The organism is Xanthomonas sp. WHRI 7945 (assembly GCF_035026585.1).
This window is the reverse complement of sequence record NZ_JAYIQP010000004.1, coordinates 26,188-46,451: the sequence shown is the minus strand read 5'-3', so window position 1 is coordinate 46,451 and position 20,264 is coordinate 26,188. Positions and strand designations below refer to the sequence as shown.

Genomic DNA, 20,264 nt, shown 5'->3' with positions numbered 1-20,264 from the left:
GGTTCGGACGGATCAGCGTCGCAGTTCGGCGACGAAGTCGTAGTAGTCGTTGTGGCAATAGGTGTCGGTCAGTTCGATCGCACTGCCGTCGCGGGTGTAGCCGACCCGCACCACGTGCAGGATCGCCTCGCCTTCCTTCATCCCCAGGTGTCCGGCCAGCCGCGCCGGCAGGTTGATCGCGCGGAAGTACTGCAACGCGCGCACCACCGGGTGGCCGTGCTCGTCCAGGTGGGCGTACAGCGAATCGCCGATCGCCAGCGGATCGGGCACGACGCGCTGCGGCAGCACCGCCTTCTCGTAGGCCATGACCCGGCCGTCGGCGCTGCGCAGGCGGGTCAGCGACGCCACCACGGTGTCCGGCGACAGGCCCAGGCGCAGGATCTCCTCGCCGTGGGCCGGGCGGATGCGCCGCTCCAGCCAGCGCGTGCCCGGTTCCAGGCCCTTCATGCGCAGGGTCTCGCTGAAGCTGGCCAGGCCACTGAGCTGGTGCTGGATATGCGAGGTGATGAAGGTGCCGGCGCCCTGCCGGCGCGAAACCAGGCCCTGTTCGACCAGCGCATCCACCGCCTGGCGCAGGGTCACCCGCGACACCTGCAGTTGCTCGCACAACTGGCGTTCGGCCGGCAAGGCCTCGCCCGGCTTCCACTGCCCGCCCTTGATCGCCTCGACCAGCTTGCTCGCCAGTTGCAGGTACAGCGGGGTCGGGGCGCTCGGGTCCACCGCCAGGCCCGCCAGTCTGGGGTCGGCCTCCGGCTTGGGCTTGGTCATCGTGCTCGCTCCAGACCGCATGAATTCGTTAGGTCCAATATAGTACCAATCCGCGACCCGTGCACGCCGGGTCAGAGCCGCAGGTACAGCCGCCGGCGGTCCATCCACCAGCCCACCGCCCAGCACAGCAGGGTGTAGGCCAGCGCGCAGGCCAGGCTGCCCCAGGGCCCCGGCACCAGCCGCTGGAACACCGCGATACCGACCCACTGGTACAGGCCGTGCCCGCTGCTTCCGACCGGCAACAAGCCGAGGCTGATCACGAACAGCTCGGAGAACAGGTAGATCGCCAGCGGATTGCGCCCGAGCACGGTGAAGAAGCCGCTGCCGGCCTGCCAACGCCGCACTTCGATCGCCCACAGCAGCGCGCCCAGCAACAGCAGGTCCAGGCCCACGGTCAGCAGCACGAACGAACCGGTCCACAGCTTCTTGGACAGCGGGAACCACGGCTGCCAGGCCAGGGCCAGCACGACCAGCGCGACGCCTGCCAGCGACAGCCAGCCGGCCGTACGCGCCTGCTTGCCGACGCGGCGCACGTACAGGCCGGTCAGGTAGCCGGCGATGACGTTCACCGTGGCCGGCAATGTGCCGAGCAGGCCTTCCGGATCGAAGCCGCCGTCCTTGCGGTACAGCTGCGCCGGATCCAGCAGCCACAGGTCCAGGCGCGTGCCGGCGTTGCCGAGCTTGCTCAGTTCCGCGCCCGGCTGGCCCCACAGGTACAGCGCCGCCCAGTAGCCGAGCAGCAACGCGACGCAGGCGCCGAGCAGGCCGCGCGGCGGCAGCCAGCGGCACAGCAGCGCCGCCAGCGCGTAGCACAGCGCGATGCGCTGCAGCACGCCCGGCACCCGGGTCTGGTCGATCGCGGTGAAGGTCCAGCTGCCGTCGGCGCCGTGGTGCACGAACGGAAACCAGTACATCAGGAAGCCGAGCAGGAAGATCAGCGCGCTGCGCTTGCCGACCCGGCGCAGGAACGCGCCGAGCGGCTGGCCGCGATCCAGCGCGAAGCTCATCGCGTTGCCGACCGCGAACAGGAACGACGGGAACACCAGATCGGCGGCGGTGAAGCCGAACCATGGCGCATGCCGCAGCTGCGCGAACGCATCGGCGCCGGCGCCGGGCGTGTTGACCAGGATCATCAGGAAGATGGTCAGGCCGCGGAAAACGTCCAGCGACAGGAAGCGCTCGCGCGACGGCGCCGCGGCGGGAAGGGTCACTGACGCGGCGCTCATCGGGCATCCACCTCGTGCAGCAGGGTGCCTACCGCAGCGACCGGGTCGTCCGGCGTTTTACGCGTGTGTGGCGTCTCGCGCTTCACCCAGGCCTGCTCCCACGCGCGCAAGCGCTGCTGCAGCGCCGCCTCGTCCACGCTGCCGCCACCGACTGCCGCATCGCGCAGCGCCTGCATCGCCAGCGCCCAGCGCGGCAGATAGTAGTCGGCGTACATGCCTTGCCAGGCCTTGGACGCGTAGTCGCCGAGATTGCCCTCGCCGCCCCACACGCTGACCTGCGCCTTGGCGTCGCGCCGGTAATAGGCCGCGTCCTGCGGCGTCTTCGCATAGCCTTCGGCATCGCCGAGCCAGCTCGACAGGGTTTCCTGCTGGCCGCCGACCAGGCCGTCGAGTTGCCGCACCGCTGCCTGCACGCGGGCGAACGCGGCGTCGCCGGCGGCGACGTCGCCGCGCTTGTACGCGGCCACCGCCTGCTGCAGGTGCGCGTCGACGCGGCCGCTGGCGTAGTGGCGGGCGAAGTCGACCAGATCGTAGCGGTACAGCGGCGCGTCGGCGTACTCCGGCGCCAACGCCAGCAACTGGTCCAGCGCGCGGCGCAGGCGCGGCGGATCGCCGGGTGCGCCTTCGAATTCGCCGATGTCCAGCGTCGGCCGCTTGAACAGCAGGTACGCCCCGGCACGGCTGCGCCACCAGCGCGGCGTCCAGTAGCGGGTCGACAGCACCGAAGCCTGCAGGTCGTCCCAGGCCGCGCGCAACGCCGGCGAGGTATGCCCGTAGCGGGCGCGGGTGTAGTCGCCGAGCCATTCCTGCAGCGGACGCTCCTGCGCACCCCAGGCCAGCGCGTACATGTATTCGTAGACCACCGAGTTGTTGTGCAGGCCTTCCGGAAACGCGCCGAAGCCGACCAGCTGCCGCTTGTCCTTGTCGGCGAGCAGCGCGCGCAGGTCGTCGCGATAGAACGCCAGGTCGCCGTACACCGGGTTGCTGCCGCCGTAGTTGTGCACGTAGCCGTAGATCCACTGCTTGCCGTCGAACGCCTCGGACAGTTTCCAGGTGCCCGGGTAGCGATCGTTGCCGATGTCCAGCACCAGCAGCTTGTCGTTGGGCACCTCGCGCAGGAACGCGGCGATCGCCTGCGGCGTCCAGAAGTGGCGGTCGGCGCCGAACAGCCAGCCCTGCATCACCCACACCGCGTCGGGATTGGCGCGATGGATCGATGCGTAGAGCGCGCGGCCGTAGTCGGCCAGGCGCTTGTCGCGCTGCGCCGGCGATACCTCGGGCGTCGCGGGAGCGGTCTTGTCGGTATGGGCGGTGTTGGCGGTGCTGTCGCCATAGCTGGCCAGGCGCGCGTCGCTGCCGTCGGCGGCGATCGGCGGCAGCATCTCGTTGAACGCATCGGCCAGGTAGTAGGTGCCCTTGCCGTAGGTGCGGTCGTAGAGCTGGATGAAACGCTGCGCGATCTTGGCGAACAGCGGGTCGGCCGGATCCAGCCAATAGGTCTCGTGGAAGCCTTCCCAGGCACGCATGCGGTAGATGCGGGCCTGCGGGTGCGTCTGCGCGAACGCCTTCGGCACGTAGCCGGCGAAGGCCGGCAGCACCGGCTTCATGCCCAGCGCGCGCATGCGTTGCAGGATGCGCAGCTGCAGGGCGTGCTTGTCCTCGATCCACTGCTGCGGCAGCGGCGCGTCGTAGCCTTCGATGTTGCCCATGCGCTGCCACGGCGTGAACGCCGGGCCGGAAAAATACTGCGCCAGGTCCGCGTCGGCGACGCCGAACTCGCGCCACAGCGCCTGCCACACGTAGTCCTGGCCTTCCATCGCCAGCGGCATGTCGACGCCGTGCAGCGCCATCCAGTCGATCTCGCGTTCCCAACGCGCCCAGTCCCACCACGGCGTGGTGTAGCCGTAGGTGCAGACGTTGAGATAGGCGCGGTAGGCGAACGGAGTGACCACGCGCTGTCCGCGGAAGTCGGCGTAGGCGGCGGGCAGCGCGACGCGACTGCCTTCCCAGCTCACCGAGGCGGCGCCGATCGATTGCAGATAGCTGTACGCGCCATGCGCCAGCGCCACTTCCGAAGAACCGGACACGCGCAAGGTGCCGGCATCGGCGCCGACCTGGTACCAGTCGTTGCCGCCGCCGCGCGGCTGCCGCTGCAGGGCCAGCGCGGCCGCGCGCGGGCCGAGCGTGCGCAGCAGCACGCCGCGCGCGGCGTCGCCCGGTGCGTCGGGCGCGGGCGCCGCGAATGCCGCCGGCGCCAGCAACGCGCAGGCCAGCAGCAACGCGGCGCTTCCACGCCGCAGCATCGGCAGGGCATTTGCGATGGCACGCGAGTGCGGGAAGACACGGCGGAAAGCTCGTTTCATTCGGTCAATACTCCACTGTCGCTACGTCGTCGAAGCCGAAAGGCGTTCCGGCCGTCACCTGCATCACCACCGCCAGCACCCGTTCGCCGGCCGCGGCCGGCAGCGTCACCTGCGCATGCTGCCCGGCGGCGACGCTGGCGACCAGGCGCCGGTCCAGATACACCTGCGCCGCGCCGGTCGCGCGGCCGAGCCGCAGCCGGCCGCCGCGCTGCTGGATTCCGGCCCACGGCGTGAACGTCGCCCGGTACAGCACATAGCCATCGCGCTCGGCGCGCGTCTCCAGGTTGCCCGGCTGGCAGAAGCTCCAGCTGTTGTTGTCGTTGGGCGCGCGCGGCAGCGCCGGGTCCGGCGGCGCGGCGAACGGCAGCGTACGCCGCCATCCAGGCACCACCATCGCTGCGGCGGCGGGAGGCAGCGACAGCGGTGGCGCCGCCGCCTCCAGGTCGATCGTCGCCTGCGCGGCGCGCAGGCCCGGCGCGCGCGCCTGGATGCGCAGCCGGCGCTGGCCGCTGCCGGCCTCGACGATGGCCTGTGCCAGGCCGTTGAACAGCTGCACCTGCGGCACGTTGTCGGCGGCGTGCCGGTTGGGGTCGCCATTGCCGACGCCGAGCAGGCGCCCGCCGTCGACCTGCAGCGCGATCTGCGCATCGGCGAACGGCACGTGGCGGCCCTGCGCATCCACCGCCTCCAGGGTGATCGGCTGCGCGTCGCGGCCGTCGCCGCGCATCCGCGCGCGGTCCGCGGTCAGCCGCAGCGCGACCGGCGCGCCGACCGTCTGCACCCGCTGCCGCGCCACCTCGCGGCCGTCGCGATAGGCCACCGCCTCCAGCACGCCCGGCGCATACGGCACCTGCCAGGCATTCATCTCGACCCGGTCCACCGCCTGCCGCCCCTGCGACTGCCCGTTGAGCCACAGCTCCACCTGCTGCGCGTTGCAGAACGCCATCACCTTGATCGGCACGCCCTCGCGGCCCGGCCAGTTCCAGTGCGGCAGCAGCTGCAGTATCGGCGCGTCGTCGATCCACTGCGCCTGGCGCAGCCAGTACGCGCCCTTCGGGAAACCGCACAGGTCCATGATGCCGAAGAACGAGGACACCGACGGCCATTCGAACGGGGTCGGCTCGCCGCGGTAGTCGAAGCCGGTCCAGACGAAACTGCCGGCCAGATACGGGCGCTCGTTGACCAGCTTCCAGGACGTGCGATGGGTGTTGCCCCACGGCGCGGCGACCGAGTCGTCCTCGGCGATGACGTGCGCGTCCATGTCGGTGAACCAGGCGCCGCGGGTCTGGAAGGCGCTGGTGTCTTCGCTGGACAGCAGCGGCGTATGCGGCATCGCCGCGTGCACGCGGTCGTAGTTGAACTGGCGGTAGTTGAAGCCGACCACGTCCACCGCATGCGCCGCATTGCGCTGGGTCAGCATGCCGTCGTTCATCGCCGCGGTCACCGGGCGGCTGTCGTCCAGTTCGCGCACCAGCGCCACCGCGCGGCGCACCATCTGATAGCCGGCGGCGGTGCCCTGCATCGGCTCTTCGTTGAACACCGACCACAGGAACACGCAGGCACGGTTGCGGTCGCGGCGCACCAGCCAGCGCAGCTGCGCGGCGTAGTCCGGCGCCGGATTGAACACGCGGTTCTCGGCCATCACCAGCATGCCCAGGCGATCGCAGACGTCGAGCAGTTCGCTGGCCACCGCATGATGCAGGCGGATCGCATTGCAGCCCAGCGCCTTGAGCCGGCGGATGCGGAACTCGTGCACGCTGTCGGGCACCGCCACGCCGACCCCGGCATGGTCCTGGTGCAGGCAGGCGCCCTTGATCTTGAGCGGCCGTTCGTTGAGGAAGAAACCCTGTTGCGCGTCGAAGCGCAGCGTGCGAAAGCCGATCGCGCACTCGCGGCGGTCGCGCTCGCGGCCGGCGCCGCGCAGCACCGCCGCGACCCGGTACAGGTGCGGCGCGGCCACGTCCCAGCGCTGCGGCTGGCGCACCTGCAGTTCGACCTGCGCCAAGGCCTGCGCCAATGCGCCCACCTGCAGCGCGCTGCCGCCCTGCGCCACCACCGCGCCATGCGCGTCGTACAGCGTCACCTCGAGCAGCGCCGCTTCGGCCTGCTCGCCGGCATTGGCGACGCTGACCGCGACCGGCAGCGTCCAGCGCTGGTCATCGACCAAGCGCGGCACCGCATGCACCCCGTCGCCGACGATATGCAGCGCATCGCGCACAACAAGCCAGGTGTGCCGGTACAGACCGGCGCCTTCGTACCACCAGCCATCCATCGCCTCGGCGTCCACGCGCACGGCAATGCTATTGAGATCCTGCCCGTAGCGCGCGATCGCGCTCAGGTCGATGGCGACGCCGTCGTAGCCGCTCCAGCTGCGCGCCATCAGCAAACCGTTGATCCAGACTGTGGCGCGGCTGGAGATGCCGTCCAAGCGCAGTTCCAGCGCCTTGCCGCGCAGCGCCTCGTCCAGCCGCAGGCTGCGCCGGTACCAGGCGATGCCGCGGCGGCGATAGCCTTGCGCCACGTTGGCGCTGGCCTCGATCGGCTGCTCGATGGCGAAATCGTGCGGCAGGCGCAACGACCGCCACTGGCTGTCGTCGAAATCGCCCGCGGCCGCGCCCCAGGCCTTGCCGGCCTTGGCGTTGTCGTAGCTGGCGTCCTGCCCGGTGATCGGCGGAAACGCAATGTCGCCAGCGTGGAAACGCCAGCCGTCGTCCAGGCAGAACACGCCCGGATCGACCGCCAGCGTCAATGGCGACACCGCCGCTGCGCGGCCACCGGTACCGGCGAATCCGGCATCGGCCGCACTGCCCGCCCAGCTCCAGCGCGGCGCCGCCAGCAGCAGCCCGGCGCTGGCGCCGCCCACCAGGAATTGTCGTCGTTGCATGCGCCTGCCCTCGGATCGACCGCCCGGCGCCACCGCGGCGCCGGGCCTGATGCGGGTTATCCCGCAAGCGCCTGCACGGACCTCACAGGATGTCCCACTGCATCGACACGTAGAAGCTGCGTCCGGTGACGCCGGTCATCTGCCAGCGCTCGCTGATGTCCTTGTACGCCTCTTCCTTCTTGTCGGTCAGGTTGAGCCCGCCGAGCTGGAAGCTGAGCTTGTCGGTGGCCTGGTAGCCGAGCACCGCGTCGAACTGGGTGCGCGCCTTCATGGTGTGGCCTTCGCGGGCGAAGAAGCTGTCGCTGCTGTCCTGCTCGTACTCGCTGCGGTGGTTGAGCGACAGGCGCGCGGAGAACATCTCGTTCTCCCAGTAGCCGGTGGCGTTCCAGGTCTTCTCCGACAGGTTGCGGATCTTGAAGTCGGTGTCGCGCTGCGGGATCACCCGGGTGAAGTTGGCGGTCAGGCCGAAGCCCTGGATCGGCAGCCAGGCATCGAAGGGTTGCGTCCAGCCCAGTTCGTAGCCCTTGATCTTGACCTTGCTCGGATCGTTCTGGGTGGCGGTGATCTCGTAGATGTTGCCGCTGCCGTCCACGCAATCGCCGGCACTGTTGCCGGACAGCGCCGCGCCGTTGAACGTGGTCGGGCAGACGATGCTGTTGAAGGTGCCGTTCTTGACCTGCTTCCAGAAGCCGGCCAGGGTCAGGCCACCGCCTTGGCCGTAGTACCACTCCAGGCTGAGGTCGGCCTGGTTGGCGGTCAGCGCCCTCAGGTCGGTCTGGCCCAGCGACACGTCGTAGGTGGTGGTGCCGCCGGTGTTGCTGCCCGAGGAGATGGTGGTGGCGATGGCGGTGTTGCTGTCCAGGATCGGGCGCACCAGCGCCTTGCCGGCGGCGAAGCGCAGCAGCAGGTCCTCGCGCATGTCCAGCACCAGGTTCACGCTCGGCAACCAGTTGTGGTAGTCGTACGGCGCGCGCGCGGTGCCGACCACGTCGTTGGCGTCCTCGCTGAATTGCGAGGCGGTGGTCAGGTAGGTGTCGGTGGTGCGCTTGGTGTTCTCGTAGCGCACGCCGACGTTGCCGCGCAGGCGCATGCTGCCGATCTCGGTGTCGATCTTGGCCAGCGCGTAGGCGGAGAAGATGTCGTTGCGGATGTGGTAGCTGGCCTGCGGCGCGAACAGCACCGGCACGGTGATGCCCGAAGCGGCCAGCGCCTCGGCGTAGGCGTACACGTCCGGCGCCACCCAGCCGGTCTGCGAGGCCAGATTGCCGTCGAGGAAGTTGCTGACGTTGGAACTGGCCGCCGACAGCTCCGGGAACATCGCGTAGCCGGACACCGCGCCGGAGTTGACCAGGTACAGGAAATCGCGGCGCCAGACGTTGCGGTCGAAGGTCTCGCGGCGGAACTTGGTGCCGAACTTCACCGAGTCGAGGAAGCCGGCGCCGACGTAGCGCTCGGCGTCGAACTGCAGCGACCACTCCTTGTTGCTGAGCTTGGTGATCGCACCGTTGGGATACTCGTCGCGGACCAGGTTGGCCTGGTCCCAGGCGCTGGCGTCGTTGGCGTCGGCATCGGTGGTCAGCGAGATCGCGCCGGGGTTGGACATGTCGAACAGCGTCGCCGACGGCAGGCGGCCGAGGATCACCGCGCGCTCGTCCTCGTCGGTCTTGCCTTCGGTGTAGTTGGCCACGCCGCTGAAGGTCCACGCATCGCCCTTCCACTTCGCGTCCCAGGTCACCAGCTGCGAGGTGAGATCGTGGCGCTCGAGCTGGCGGTTGTTCTCCAGCCAGTAGTTGGACGCCGACACCTTGGTCGCGGTCAGGCCGTCGGTCTCCAGCACGCTCAGGAAATTGCGGTCGAAGGAATAGACCAACTGGTTCATGTCGTTGTCGGTCTTGTCCTGCGAGTACAACGCGGTCAGGTTCATTTCCAGCCGGTCGTTGGGCTTCCACTGCAGCCCGGCGGTGAGCATCTTGCGGTCGGTCTCGCGCTCGATCGAGCGGTAGCGCGGGCGGCGCGGGATGTACAAGGTGCCGTCGGCGGTGTCCTGGGTGTACCAGCGGTCGATCCACAGGTAGTCGGCGCGGTCCTTGAGCTTCTGGTAGCCGGCGTTGACGAACACGCCCAGTTCGCCGCCGTCGGCGAGCTGGAACTGGTCGATGTAGGTGAGCACCGCCTTCGGCGTCGGCGCGCCGCCGGCGAATTCGGAGTATTGCTCCTTGGCCGACAGCAGCAGCTTGCGCTCCTTGTAGTCCAGCGGCTTGGTGGTCTCGATGTTGACCGTGCCCGACAGCCCGCCGGCATCCATGTCCGCCGACGGCGACTTGATCACCTCGATCGCCGCGGCCACTTCCGGCTGGATGATGTCGTAGCGGAAGCCGTCGGTGAAATCGGCGCTCTTGATGGTCTGGCCGTTGATCGTGGTGGCCGAATACTGCGGGCCCAGGCCACGGATGCTGATGGTCGAACCGCGGCCGTTGATGGTGGAGATCTGCACGCCGGGAATGCGCTGGATCGCCTCGGCGATGTTCTCGGCCGGGAACTTGCCGATGTCCTCGGAAGAGATGCCGTCGGTCATGCGCGCGTCCTCGCGCTTGTTGTCCAGCGCGGTGATCAGGCTCTTCTGGTACGAGCTGGTCACGGTGACCGTATCGAGCTGGGAGACCGGTGCGGGCGCGGGCGCGTCCTGCGCCTGCGCGCCGCTGCTGAGCAGGCCGAGGGCGATGGCGGTGGCGAGGACGGACAGGGAACAGCAGTGCGGACGGGAGCGAGCGACATGTGGCATTGGGCTATCCTGGTTGATGGCTGATCGGCACGACGACGTCTGACATCCAGCGGCTGCGAGCGGACAGCGCGCTCCATCCCGCCCGGCGCGATGCGCAGGGCGGTGCCGTCCGTTCGGGCACGGAATCGATGAAGCGTTCTGTCTGTTTCCTGCGCCCCGTGGTGCGAGAGGCGCGTCCCCATCCCTTCCCCGGATGGGTGATGTGCATGCGGCTGCTGGACTGATCGATCCCGAATTGGCAGAGACCAATTCCAGGCAGCTCGATTCTTATGGTCTTAGAAAGATTATGTCAACGCCGCGACACGGGCGGGCGCCAAATGGCGTCTGGACTTGACCTGGAAATCAGAATAAACCCTTAAAAATCAATCGAATTTAAGTCGAAAATATTTTTCGTGCAGCTGCTTTCACGCATCGTTGTCACGATACCTTTGACGCACCAATTCTACGAATGAGACCAATTTTGTGCGCCACAACATAACTGCGCACCGTTCTCATCTGCAGGCTGTCGCCCAGGCGCTGCGCATCTTCACAAGTCATTGAAAATAAAAACCTTTAGGCAAGGCGATCAAGTGTCGCCCGGTCCAAGCACGCGTTTCGGCCGACCGAACCAGCACCAGACAAATTTTCCGACGAGGACTTGACATCGTTGTCATGGCCTCGTAAGAATCGGTCCGCACAGGGGTGGGGCCGCGCATTCGCGGTGCACAGCGGGGCATGGGAGAGGCATGTGATCGCACTGATCCGTACACGCGTTTCGCGTGCCGCATTCGGCACGCCAATGGAATGCCTGGAACTGCGCTGCAGCCTGATCGGCAGTGCGGCCGGCGCGCTGGCGCCGTCCGCCGCAGCGGGCGGCAGCGTCGCAGCGCCGGTTGCTGCGCCTGGGTGCGGCCACCTCGCCGTGCCCGGCAGCGTCCTGCCGCACCTCCAGCCTGTCCTGATCGACCGCTCACGCCCGCCAACGCAGCAGACACCGAGCGCTGCGCTGCGGCGCATCCCGCCGATGCACGCAATGCCGAACCGCCGTCGCCGCCATCCGCTGGCCGCGCACCGGAGGACGCCACCCATTCACCCGTAGTAAGACCACAGGCAGATTCGGCGTGCGCAAACGCGCGTGCGCTGCGTCATCCACCGATTGAATGATGAGGAGAGACATCATGCAATACCGCCATTCCGTCTTGTCGGCCGCCATCGTCGCCACCCTCGCCTTCGGCGCGCAGGCGCAGCAGGCGACCACCGCCGCCACCGACCTGGACACCGTCCAGGTCGTCGGCATCCGCGCCAGCCTCGAGAAGTCGCTGGACACCAAGCGCAACAACGTCACCATTTCCGAGGCGATCACCGCCGAGGACATCGGCAAGTTTCCGAGCACCAACGTGGCCGAGGCGTTCTCGCAGATTCCCGGCGTGACCCTCGACCGCCGCTTCGGCCAGGGCGAGCGCGTCAGCATCGACGGCACCGATCCCAGCCTGAACCTGTCGTTCCTGGACGGGCACCCGGTGGCGCAGGCGATCTGGCTGTATGGCGAACAGCCCAACCGCGGCTTCGACTACACCTTGCTGTCGCCGCAGATCCTCGGCCGCGCCGAGATCATCAAGTCGTCCGAAGCGCGCCTGACCGAAGGCAGCCTCGGCGGCACCGTGCTGATGCACAGCCGCCAGCCGCTGGACCTGAAGGCCAACGAGATCGCCGGCTCGGTGGGCTACAGCTACAGCCAGCAGGCCAGCGAGGGCAAGCCGAACGCCTCGCTGCTGTACAGCTGGAAGAACCCGGAGGAGACCTTCGGCATCGCCGTGTCCGCGCAGCACTACGAAGAGCGCGTCGATCGCCAGGGCATGGAGGTGTTCGGCTACGCCAAGGCGTCCACCTTCACCAACGCCACGGGCGTGCCGGCCGATGCCGACGTGCCGAACTCGGTCAACGCGGCGTGGTTCCAGCAGGACCGCAAGCGCGACAGCGCGGTGGTCAACCTGCAGCTCAAGCCCAGCGATGCGCTGGAGTTCAACCTCAGCGGCCTGTACATCAAGGAGAACTTCGACAACTACAACCAGTCGATGTACAGCTTCCTGACCTGGAACCAGGGCACGGTCGACGCCGTGGACGCGCTCGGCAACGTGCGCAACGGCGTGGTCCGCAGCGGCCATTCCAGCGCCAATGCCAACCCCGACGGCGGCACCGTGATCTACGACAACAACGTGCGCCAGTCCGAGGTCACCACCAAGGGCCTGGACCTGCGCGGCGCCTTCCGCGGCGAAGGCTGGGGCGTGAGCGGCCAGGTCGGGCAGAGCAAGTCGGAGAACAAGAACCTGGCGCAGTACTTCATCGAGCCGTTCTACAACGGCGGCTTCAGCTGGGACCTGGACCGCGGCATCCGCTTCGACGATGCGGCCGGCGCACGCGATCCGGCCAACTGGGGCTCGGCCGGCGGCTGGTTCGGCAACAACGGCATCTTCGCCACCGAGAGCAAGGACACCTACGGCCAGCTCGACTTCAACGTGCAGTTCGACGGCGTGTTCAACCAGTTGCTGTTCGGCGTGCGCCAGGGCAAGCACAAGGAGAACTTCGAACTCAACGTGTACGGCGGCGTCACCCCGGGCACGCTGGCCGACGTCGGCACCCTCGGCCTGACCGACATCCAGGGCTTCTATCCCGACCACGGCCGGCACGTGCAGGCCGGGCGCGGCAACGTGATGGACTGGATCCGCAACAGCCCGGTGGACTACGGCAATCCCGATCCGGCCAGCTTCCTCAACAACAGCTGGGCGCTGGAGCAGACCAACAACGCCGCCTATGCGCAGCTGAACTTCTCCGAAGGCGGCCTGCGCGGCAACCTCGGCGTGCGCTACGTGGACTCCAAGACCGAGGGCAGCGGCTTCGTCTACAGCGGCACGCCGACCCTGGACGACCTGGACAGCAAGTGGCAGACCCGCACCCAGAAGGAGAACTTCGTGCTGCCGTCGTTGAACCTGGTCTACGACACCAGCAGCGACTGGGCCTTCCGCTTCGCCGCGGCCAAGGTCATCGCGTGGGCGCCGTACAACCAGATGGTCAACAACACTTTCTTGAACGACACCACCCTCACCGGCAGCGGCGGCAACGCCGAGCTGTCGCCGTACGAGTCGTGGAACTTCAACCTGTCGGCCGAGTACTACTTCGCCGAGCAGTCGGTGGTGGCCTGGTCGATCTTCTACAAGAAGATCGACAACTACATCGACACCTCGGCCACCATCGAGCGCCAGTACAACTCGATCCGCGACACCTCGCCGCAGACCTGGGCGCAGATGCTCGGCAGCAACGGCTGCACCGCCGACGGCTACTGCGACTACAGCATCCAGCGTCCGCGCAACGCCGGCGACGGCAAGGTCAAGGGCTTCACCATCGCCTACCAGCAACCGTTCGGCGACAGCGGCTTCGGGCTCACCGCCAACTACACCTACGCCAACGGCGAGAACAACACCGGCGACGCCCTGCCCTACCAGTCGCGCAACGCCGTCGCCTTCAGCCCGTACTACGAGAAGGGACCGCTGAACGCGCGCATCACCTACAACTGGCGCGACAGCTACCTCGCCGGCGGCTACGTGGCTGGCGCGGCGCCGGCCAGCGTCGACGACTACGCCGACCTGGGCGCGAGCATCGGCTATGCGATCAACGAGCAGTGGTCGCTGCAGGTGGACGCGCAGAACCTGCTGGACGAGGACTACTTCCAGTACCTGGGCGATACCGATCACCCGGTCGGGCGCTACAAGAACGGGCGCCGCTACATGGCCACCGTGCACTTCAAGTTCTGATCGCTACAGCGCGTGCGCGCCGTCTAGACCCGCAGCGGGCCCGGATTCGTCCGGGCCCGTTCTGCGTGCGGCCGGGCATGCCGACAGGAGACGCCGAATGACCCGTTCCACTCGCAACACCTTCTTCCCGTTGGCGCGCTGGACCGCGGCCATGCTGATCGCGTTGGCCGCCGCGCCGATGGCCGCCGTCGCCGCGACGCCGTTGCCGTTGATCCCCGCGCCACAGCAGGCGCGCGTCGGCGGCGAAGGATTCGCGCTCGACGCCAGCGTGCGCGTGTACGCCGACGACCCGCGCGCGGCCGCGACCGCCCGGCAGTTCATCGATGGCCTGGCGCGCGGCAGCGGCGTGAAGCTGCAACTCGCGCCGCCCGCCAGCCGACCCGGCGCGCGCAGCATCGTGTTCGCGCTCGACCCCAAGGCCAGCGCGTCGCCGGAAGGCTACGTGCTCGACATCGGTGCCGACGGCGTGCGCGTCCGCGCCGCCGATCCGCGCGGCCTGTTCTATGCGGCGACGACGCTTTGGCAGCTCGCGCCGGCCGCCGGCCAGGCGCGCGCCGCGGTGCTGCCGGGCGCGCACATCGTCGATGCGCCGCGCTTCGGCTGGCGCGGGCTGATGCTGGACTCGGCGCGGCAGTTCCAGAGCGTGGAGCAGATCGAGCAACTGCTCGACGCGATGGCGTTGCACAAGCTCAACACCCTGCACTGGCATCTCACCGACGACCAGGGCTGGCGCATCGAGATCCCGAAGTACCCGAAGCTGACCCAGATCGGCGGCTGCCGGGTCGCGGCCGGCGACGCCGGCGTCGGCGCCGACGGCCGCCCGCTGCGCAGCTGCGGCTTCTACAGCCAGGCGCAGATCCGCGCGCTGGTGGCCTACGCCGCCGCGCGCCACATCACCATCGTGCCGGAGTTCGACCTGCCCGGGCACGCCACCGCCGCGCTCGCCGCGTACCCGCAGTTCGGCTCGATCGACACGCCGCTGCAGGTCTCCAACGAATGGGGCGTGCACGCCAACCTGTTCAACGCCAGCGAGCAGACCCTGGCGTTCTTCGAGGACGTGCTCGGAGAGATGATTGCGCTGTTCCCCGGCACCTACATCCACGTCGGCGGCGACGAGGCGGTCAAGGACCAGTGGAAGGCCTCGCCCGCGGCGCAGGCGCGGATCAGGGAGTTGGGCCTGGCCAACGAAGAGCAGTTGCAGGGCTGGATCATCAAGCGCCTGGAGCGCTATCTCGATGCGCACGGACGGCGCCTGATCGGCTGGGACGAGATCCTCGCCGGCGGCCTGCCCGAGCGCGCCACGGTGATGTCGTGGCAGGGCATCGAAGGCGGCATCACCGCCGCGCGGCAGGGCCACGACGTGGTGATGGCGCCGGTCACCGACCTGTATCTGGACTACCTGCAGACCGCCTCGCCCGACGAGCCGCCGGGACGCCCGGCGCTGAACGACCTGCGCAAGGTGTACGCGTTCGATCCGGTTCCGGCGGTGCTGGACGCGGCCCAGCGCAAGCACGTGCTCGGCCTGCAGGCCACCGCGTTCTCCGAGCACATGCGCAGCTGGGCGCGGCTGCAGCATGCGGTGTTCCCGCGCATCGCCGCGGTCGCCGAGACCGGCTGGACGCCGGCGCAAGGCAAGGACTACGACGGCTTCCTGCAGCGCCTGCCGGACCTGCTGGCGCACTACCGCGCGCTCGGCATCGCCTACGCGGCCACGCCGTTCCAGCCGCAGTTCGAGGTGCGCGGCGACGGCGCCGCGGCGCAGGCCACGGTAGCCCTGGCCACCCCGCTCGGCTATCGCGACATCCGCTATACCACCGACGGCAGCGCGCCGAGCGCCACCTCGGCGCGCTACACCGAACCGCTCACGGTCGCGCTGCCGGCCACGATCGCCGCGCAGGCCTTCGCCGACGGCATGCCGCTCGCCGACGCGGTGCGCCGCCGCGTTGACCTGGCCGCGCTGCGCAGCCGCCGCGACGAAGACCTGGCGATGTGCAGCGGCAAGCTGACGCTGCGGCTGGAGGACGACGGCCCGCGCGACGGCGAGCGCGCGATCTTCGACGTGGACATCTTCGATCCGTGCTGGACGTGGCGGCAGGCCACGCTGGACGGCATTGGCACGCTGCAGGTCCGCGCCGGCCGCCTGCCGTACTACTTCCAGCTCGCCCACGACGAGCCGCACCGGCGCTTCCGCCCCGCGCGCGCGCCGCACGGCGAACTGGTGGTACGCGACGGTTGCGACGGCCGCACCCTGGCCAGCGTCGCACTGCCCGCACGACCGGACGCGGACGGCTTCGTGACCCTGCGCGCGCCGCTGCCGAAGGACGCGCCGCGCGCCGCCGACCTGTGCGTCTACTTCACCGGCGACACGCGCCCGGCGATGTGGGTGCTGGACCGGCTGACGCTGCAGCCGCGCTAGGCGCGCAGGCCATCGGGGCTGCCGCGTCGCTCAGGGGGGCGCGCGGCGGCCGAACAGGCACCGATCCAGCCACAGCATGCAGTTGCGCAGCGGCGTGGGCAGCAGCGCCATGCCTGCCGCCACGCCCACGCTGTTGGCCAGCGCGTCGCGCGGGTCGGCCATGCGGTCCGTGGTCAGCGCGCCCTGCGCGAACTCGATGCCGATCCCCAGCGCGACCAGGCCCAGCGCCGCCAGCAGCAGCGCGCGTGGCCGTGCGAACAGCTGCACCGCGCCCCACGCGAGCAGGAAGTAGGCCAGGAAATGCTCGATCTTGTCGCTGCCCGAGGGCAGTTCCGGGATCTGCGGCGGCGGTCCCAGGCAGACCGCGATCACCGCGGCGATCGCCAGCAGCCACAGGCCCAGCCAGGGCACCGGCCGCCGGAAATCGCGCAACGCGCGCGCGCTCACAGGCGCCAGGTCAGGTCGCCGACCAGGAACGCCGGCGCCAGCGACACGTCGCGCTCGAAGCCCATCACCTGGAAGCGCTCGCCCATCTCGCTGGGCAGGGTCAGCCGCTTCACCTGCTCGCGCAGGCGCAGGCAGCCGCGTTCGTCGCTGCGCGCCTCGGCCTCGGCCAGCAGCGCGTCCATGCCGTTGCCGAGCAGGAAGCTGGCCTGGGTGCAGTAGCCGCCCAACTCGAACCCGGCGCCGGTGCCGGCCTCGGCCAGCGCGGTGAAATCCACCGACGCGGTCAGGTCCTGCAGGCCCGGCCAGCGGTACAGATCGGCATGGGTGCGGTGCCGGTAGAACGCGCGCAGGGTGCCGTCGTCGCGCTGCGGCAGGTAGAACTCGCCGCGCGGATAGCCGTAGTCGACGAACAGCATCGCGCCGCTGCGCAGGCCGCCGGCCACCGCCTGGATCCAGTACGGCAGCTGTGGCAACAGTTCGGAACGATAGCCGTCGGCGAACGGCGCCTGCAGGTAGCGTTCGACGTGGCGCACCGCCGCCGCCAGCAGCGGATCGGCCGGCTGCTCGCCGCGGCGGAAGCGGCCTTCGCCGTCCAGGGTCACGGTTTCCTCGAACACCTCGCCCTCGCGCAGCACGAAACGCGGCGTCGGCAGCGCATCGATCACCTCGTTGGCGAACAGCACCCCGTTCCAGTCGTCCTCGAACGGCCGGTCCAGCCACTCCACCAGGTCGAACACCGGCGGGATCAGCGCGCGTTGCAGGCGCTCGCGCTGGCGCGCGCGCAGGTCGGCGCTGGGTTCGAGGATGGCGTAGCGCTCGGGCAGCGCGTCCAGCGCCAGCAGGCGCTTGAGCATCACCTCGGCGAACGCGCCGCTGCCGCCGCCGACCTCCAGCATCCGCGCCTGCGGCCCGAGCTGCTGCAGCACCGGCGCCAGCGCGTTGGAGACGGTGGCGGCGAACAGCGGCCCCAGCTCCGGCGCGGTGACGAAATCGCCTTCCTCGCCGAACTTGCTGCTGCCGGCGCTGTAGTAGCCCAGGCCCGGCGCGTACAGCGCCAGCTCCATGAACCGCGAGAACGGGATCGCACCGCCGCCGCTGGCGATCTCGGCGCGCAGGTGCGCGGCCAGGCGTTCGCTGTGGGCGAGCGCGTCGGCGTCGGGCGTGGGAAAGTCGATAGGCATACGGCGCTGGATTACGTGGACAATGCACAGCATAGCCGAGCACGGAAGACCTACATGACCGAGACCAAAGTCGTCCTGATCACCGGCAGCGCACGGCGCATCGGCGCCGGCATTGCGCGGCGTCTGCACGCGGTGGGCTACCGCGTGGCGCTGCACGCGCACACCTCGCGGGCCGACCTGCAGGCGCTGACGCAGGAACTGGAAGGCGTGCGCGCCGGCAGCACCCTGACCCTGCACGCCGACCTGCGCGACGCCGTGCAGCTGCCGGCGCTGGTGGCGCACTGCGTGCAGCGTTTCGGCCGGCTCGACGCGCTGGTCAACAACGCCTCCAACTTCTACCCCAGCCCGCTGGCCGAGGCCACGCCGGCGCAGTGGGACGACCTGTTCGCGGTCAACGCGCGCGCGCCGCTGTTCCTGGCCCAGGCCGCGGCCGCGCAGCTGCGCGAACACCATGGCGCGATCGTCAACATCACCGACCTGCACGCCGAACAGCCGCTGCGCGCGCACCCGCTGTACTGCGCGGCGAAGGCGGCGCTGGCGATGCTGACCCGCTCGCTGGCGCTGGAACTGGCGCCGCAGGTTCGGGTCAACGCCGTCGCCCCGGGCGCGATCCTGTGGCCGGAGGCCGGCAAGGACAGCGCCGCGCAGCAGGCCCTGCTGGCACGCACCCCGCTGGCACGCATCGGCCAGGTCGAGGAGATCGCCGAAGCGGTGCGCTGGCTGCTCGACGACGCCGGCTTCGTCACCGGGCAGACGTTGCGGGTGGATGGGGGAAGGGGATTGAGTTGAGAGTCGGGACCGGGGACCGGGGACCAGGGACCCGGAGGTCAAAGCACGGTGAGAGAAAGAACGTGGCACGTGCCGCACGCGTCGCGACGCGCGCCGGGGTTTCGCTTTGGAGATCCCCAATGGGGTGTTAGAAGCTCCCCGCCGACAATGCCCCGGGTCCCGGGTCCCCGGTCCCCGGTCCCGGCTCTCCAAGCTCCACCACCTCGAACGCCTCCCCGAACTGCGCATGCGCCCGCCACAGTTCGCCCAGGCGACGGCCGCTGACCGGGTCGACGAAGTCGGCGGCGATGTCGGCCAGCGGCTTGAGCACGAAGGCGTGACGCAGTTCCGGGCGCGGGATGCGCAGGTGGCCGGGGCCTTCGACGATGCGATCGCCGTAGAACACCACGTCGATGTCCAGGGTCCGGTCGCTGAAGCGCGGCCCGCTGCGGTCGCGCCCGTGGGCGTCTTCCAGCGCATGCAGCCATGCATCCAGCGGCGCCAGCTCCCAGTCGGTGTGCAGCGACACGGCATTGTTCAGGAACGCCGGACCGTCGAATCCGACCGCCGCGGTGCGGTAGGTCGGCGACACCGCGATCGGGCCGAAACGCTGCCGCAGCGCACCTATCGCGGCATGCAGGTGATGTTGCGGGCGCAGATTGCTGCCCAGGCTGAGGAGCACGGTGGTCATGGGATATTCGCGCATGCCGCGGCCGCGAGCGTCAACCGGTAGCCAAGCCCGTCCCCCCCGCATAGAATCGAAACGCACTGATCTTCCGGCAGCGACATGACTTATTGCGTAGGCATCGAAGTGGACGAAGGCCTGATCTTCGCCGCAGACACGCGCACCAACGCTTCGCTGGACGACGTACGCGTGCATCGCAAGCTGCATGTGTTCGAGTATCCGGGCCAGGCGGTGTTCGTGCTGATGTCGGCTGGCAACCTGGCCACCACCCAGCTGGCGATCTCCAAGCTGCAGCGCGACGCCGACGATCCGGACGCGCCGCGCAGCCTGCGCTCGTTCCGGCACCTGTTCGAGGTCGCCGAGTACGTCGGCGAGGTGCTGGTCTCCAGCCAGGTCAAGCTGTCCGACCAGTCCCAGCACAGCGGGGTCAGCGTGCAGTCCACGCTGATCCTGGGCGGGCAGATCGCCGGCGAGCGGCCCGGGCTATACATGATCTATCCGCTGGGCAACGCGATCGCCACCTCGCCGGAGACGCCGTATCTGCAGATTGGCGAGTCCAAGTACGGCAAGCCGATCCTGGACCGCATCATCCGTCCGGAGATGCAGCTGGAGGACGCCGCGCGCACCGCGCTGGTGTCGCTGGATTCCACCATCCGCTCCAACCTGTCGGTCGGCATGCCGATCGACCTGGCGCTGATCCGCCGCAACGACCTGCGCGTGACCCAGCGCCTGCGCCTGGAAGCGGACACCCCGCTGTACTCGGAAATCCACGACACCTGGTCGCGCAAGCTGGAGAACGCGGTACGCACGCTGCCGCGCTTCCCCTGGGAGCCGGCGCTGACCACCGAAAGCGAAACCGACAACCGCGGCGCCCTGCCGCCGCTGCCCCCGCGCCGCGTACCGGCCAGGCGCGACCCGGAAGACCAGTCGTCCCAGCAGTGAAGCTGGGATTGGGA

Annotated in this window: 13 protein-coding genes; 5 read left to right on the top strand and 8 right to left on the bottom strand. The window is 69.3% G+C overall.

Annotated elements, in window-relative coordinates; all coding sequences use genetic code 11:
- Window positions 1-12: 12 nt before the first annotated feature.
- The 5 genes from VDQ83_RS04630 to VDQ83_RS04610 all read right to left on the bottom strand — a co-directional run bounded on the left by VDQ83_RS04630 (window position 13) and on the right by VDQ83_RS04610 (window position 10,023).
- Entirely contained in the window at window positions 13-735 is a 723-nt protein-coding gene (locus VDQ83_RS04630; protein WP_263398522.1) for a GntR family transcriptional regulator, read from the bottom strand.
- A 104-nt stretch (window positions 736-839) separates the two neighbouring features.
- Entirely contained in the window at window positions 840-1,994 is a 1,155-nt protein-coding gene (locus VDQ83_RS04625) for an acyltransferase family protein (protein WP_309914040.1), read from the bottom strand.
- Window positions 1,991-4,297: an alpha-N-acetylglucosaminidase gene (locus VDQ83_RS04620; protein WP_455434038.1), complete on the bottom strand. Its 2,307-nt coding sequence runs from the start codon at window positions 4,295-4,297 to the stop codon at window positions 1,991-1,993. The genes VDQ83_RS04625 and VDQ83_RS04620 overlap by 4 nt, the downstream gene beginning before the upstream one ends.
- Window positions 4,298-4,361: 64 nt before the next feature.
- Window positions 4,362-7,241, bottom strand: a complete 2,880-nt coding sequence (gene galA / locus VDQ83_RS04615) for a beta-galactosidase GalA (RefSeq protein ID WP_455434037.1) — start codon at window positions 7,239-7,241, stop codon at window positions 4,362-4,364.
- A gap of 82 nt (window positions 7,242-7,323) precedes the next feature.
- Window positions 7,324-10,023, bottom strand: coding sequence for a TonB-dependent receptor (locus tag VDQ83_RS04610; RefSeq protein WP_455434036.1), 2,700 nt, complete (start codon window positions 10,021-10,023; stop codon window positions 7,324-7,326).
- Window positions 10,024-10,750: 727 nt separating this feature from the next.
- Here VDQ83_RS04610 and VDQ83_RS04605 point away from each other — a divergent pair.
- The 3 genes from VDQ83_RS04605 to VDQ83_RS04595 all read left to right on the top strand — a co-directional run bounded on the left by VDQ83_RS04605 (window position 10,751) and on the right by VDQ83_RS04595 (window position 16,227).
- The gene (locus VDQ83_RS04605) at window positions 10,751-11,101 is read left to right on the top strand and encodes a hypothetical protein (protein ID WP_455434035.1); all 351 of its coding nucleotides are present in this window, start codon (window positions 10,751-10,753) and stop codon (window positions 11,099-11,101) included.
- A 79-nt stretch (window positions 11,102-11,180) separates the two neighbouring features.
- Window positions 11,181-13,811, top strand: coding sequence for a TonB-dependent receptor (locus tag VDQ83_RS04600; RefSeq protein ID WP_455434034.1), 2,631 nt, complete (start codon window positions 11,181-11,183; stop codon window positions 13,809-13,811).
- 97 nt (window positions 13,812-13,908) lie between these two features.
- Entirely contained in the window at window positions 13,909-16,227 is a 2,319-nt protein-coding gene (locus VDQ83_RS04595; RefSeq protein ID WP_455434033.1) for a beta-N-acetylhexosaminidase, read from the top strand.
- 30 nt (window positions 16,228-16,257) lie between these two features.
- Here the strand turns inward: VDQ83_RS04595 and VDQ83_RS04590 are convergent, their stop codons facing one another.
- Both VDQ83_RS04590 and VDQ83_RS04585 read right to left on the bottom strand, forming a co-directional pair.
- A complete protein-coding gene (locus VDQ83_RS04590; protein WP_455434032.1) occupies window positions 16,258-16,674 on the bottom strand; it encodes a VanZ family protein in 417 nt (138 codons plus the stop codon).
- Window positions 16,671-17,855, bottom strand: a complete 1,185-nt coding sequence (locus VDQ83_RS04585) for a class I SAM-dependent methyltransferase (protein ID WP_455434031.1) — start codon at window positions 17,853-17,855, stop codon at window positions 16,671-16,673. Before VDQ83_RS04585 ends, VDQ83_RS04590 begins: the two co-directional genes overlap by 4 nt.
- A 54-nt stretch (window positions 17,856-17,909) precedes the next feature.
- Between VDQ83_RS04585 and VDQ83_RS04580 the strand changes: the two genes are divergently transcribed.
- Window positions 17,910-18,644, top strand: coding sequence for a pteridine reductase (locus VDQ83_RS04580; protein WP_455434030.1), 735 nt, complete (start codon window positions 17,910-17,912; stop codon window positions 18,642-18,644).
- 127 nt (window positions 18,645-18,771) lie between these two features.
- Here the strand turns inward: VDQ83_RS04580 and folK are convergent, their stop codons facing one another.
- Window positions 18,772-19,314: a 2-amino-4-hydroxy-6-hydroxymethyldihydropteridine diphosphokinase gene (folK, locus tag VDQ83_RS04575; protein ID WP_455434029.1), complete on the bottom strand. Its 543-nt coding sequence runs from the start codon at window positions 19,312-19,314 to the stop codon at window positions 18,772-18,774.
- A gap of 96 nt (window positions 19,315-19,410) precedes the next feature.
- On the opposite strand from folK, the gene VDQ83_RS04570 reads away from it, so the two are divergent.
- Window positions 19,411-20,250, top strand: a complete 840-nt coding sequence (locus VDQ83_RS04570) for a 20S proteasome subunit A/B (RefSeq protein ID WP_263395740.1) — start codon at window positions 19,411-19,413, stop codon at window positions 20,248-20,250.
- The last annotated feature ends 14 nt before the right edge of the window (window positions 20,251-20,264 follow it).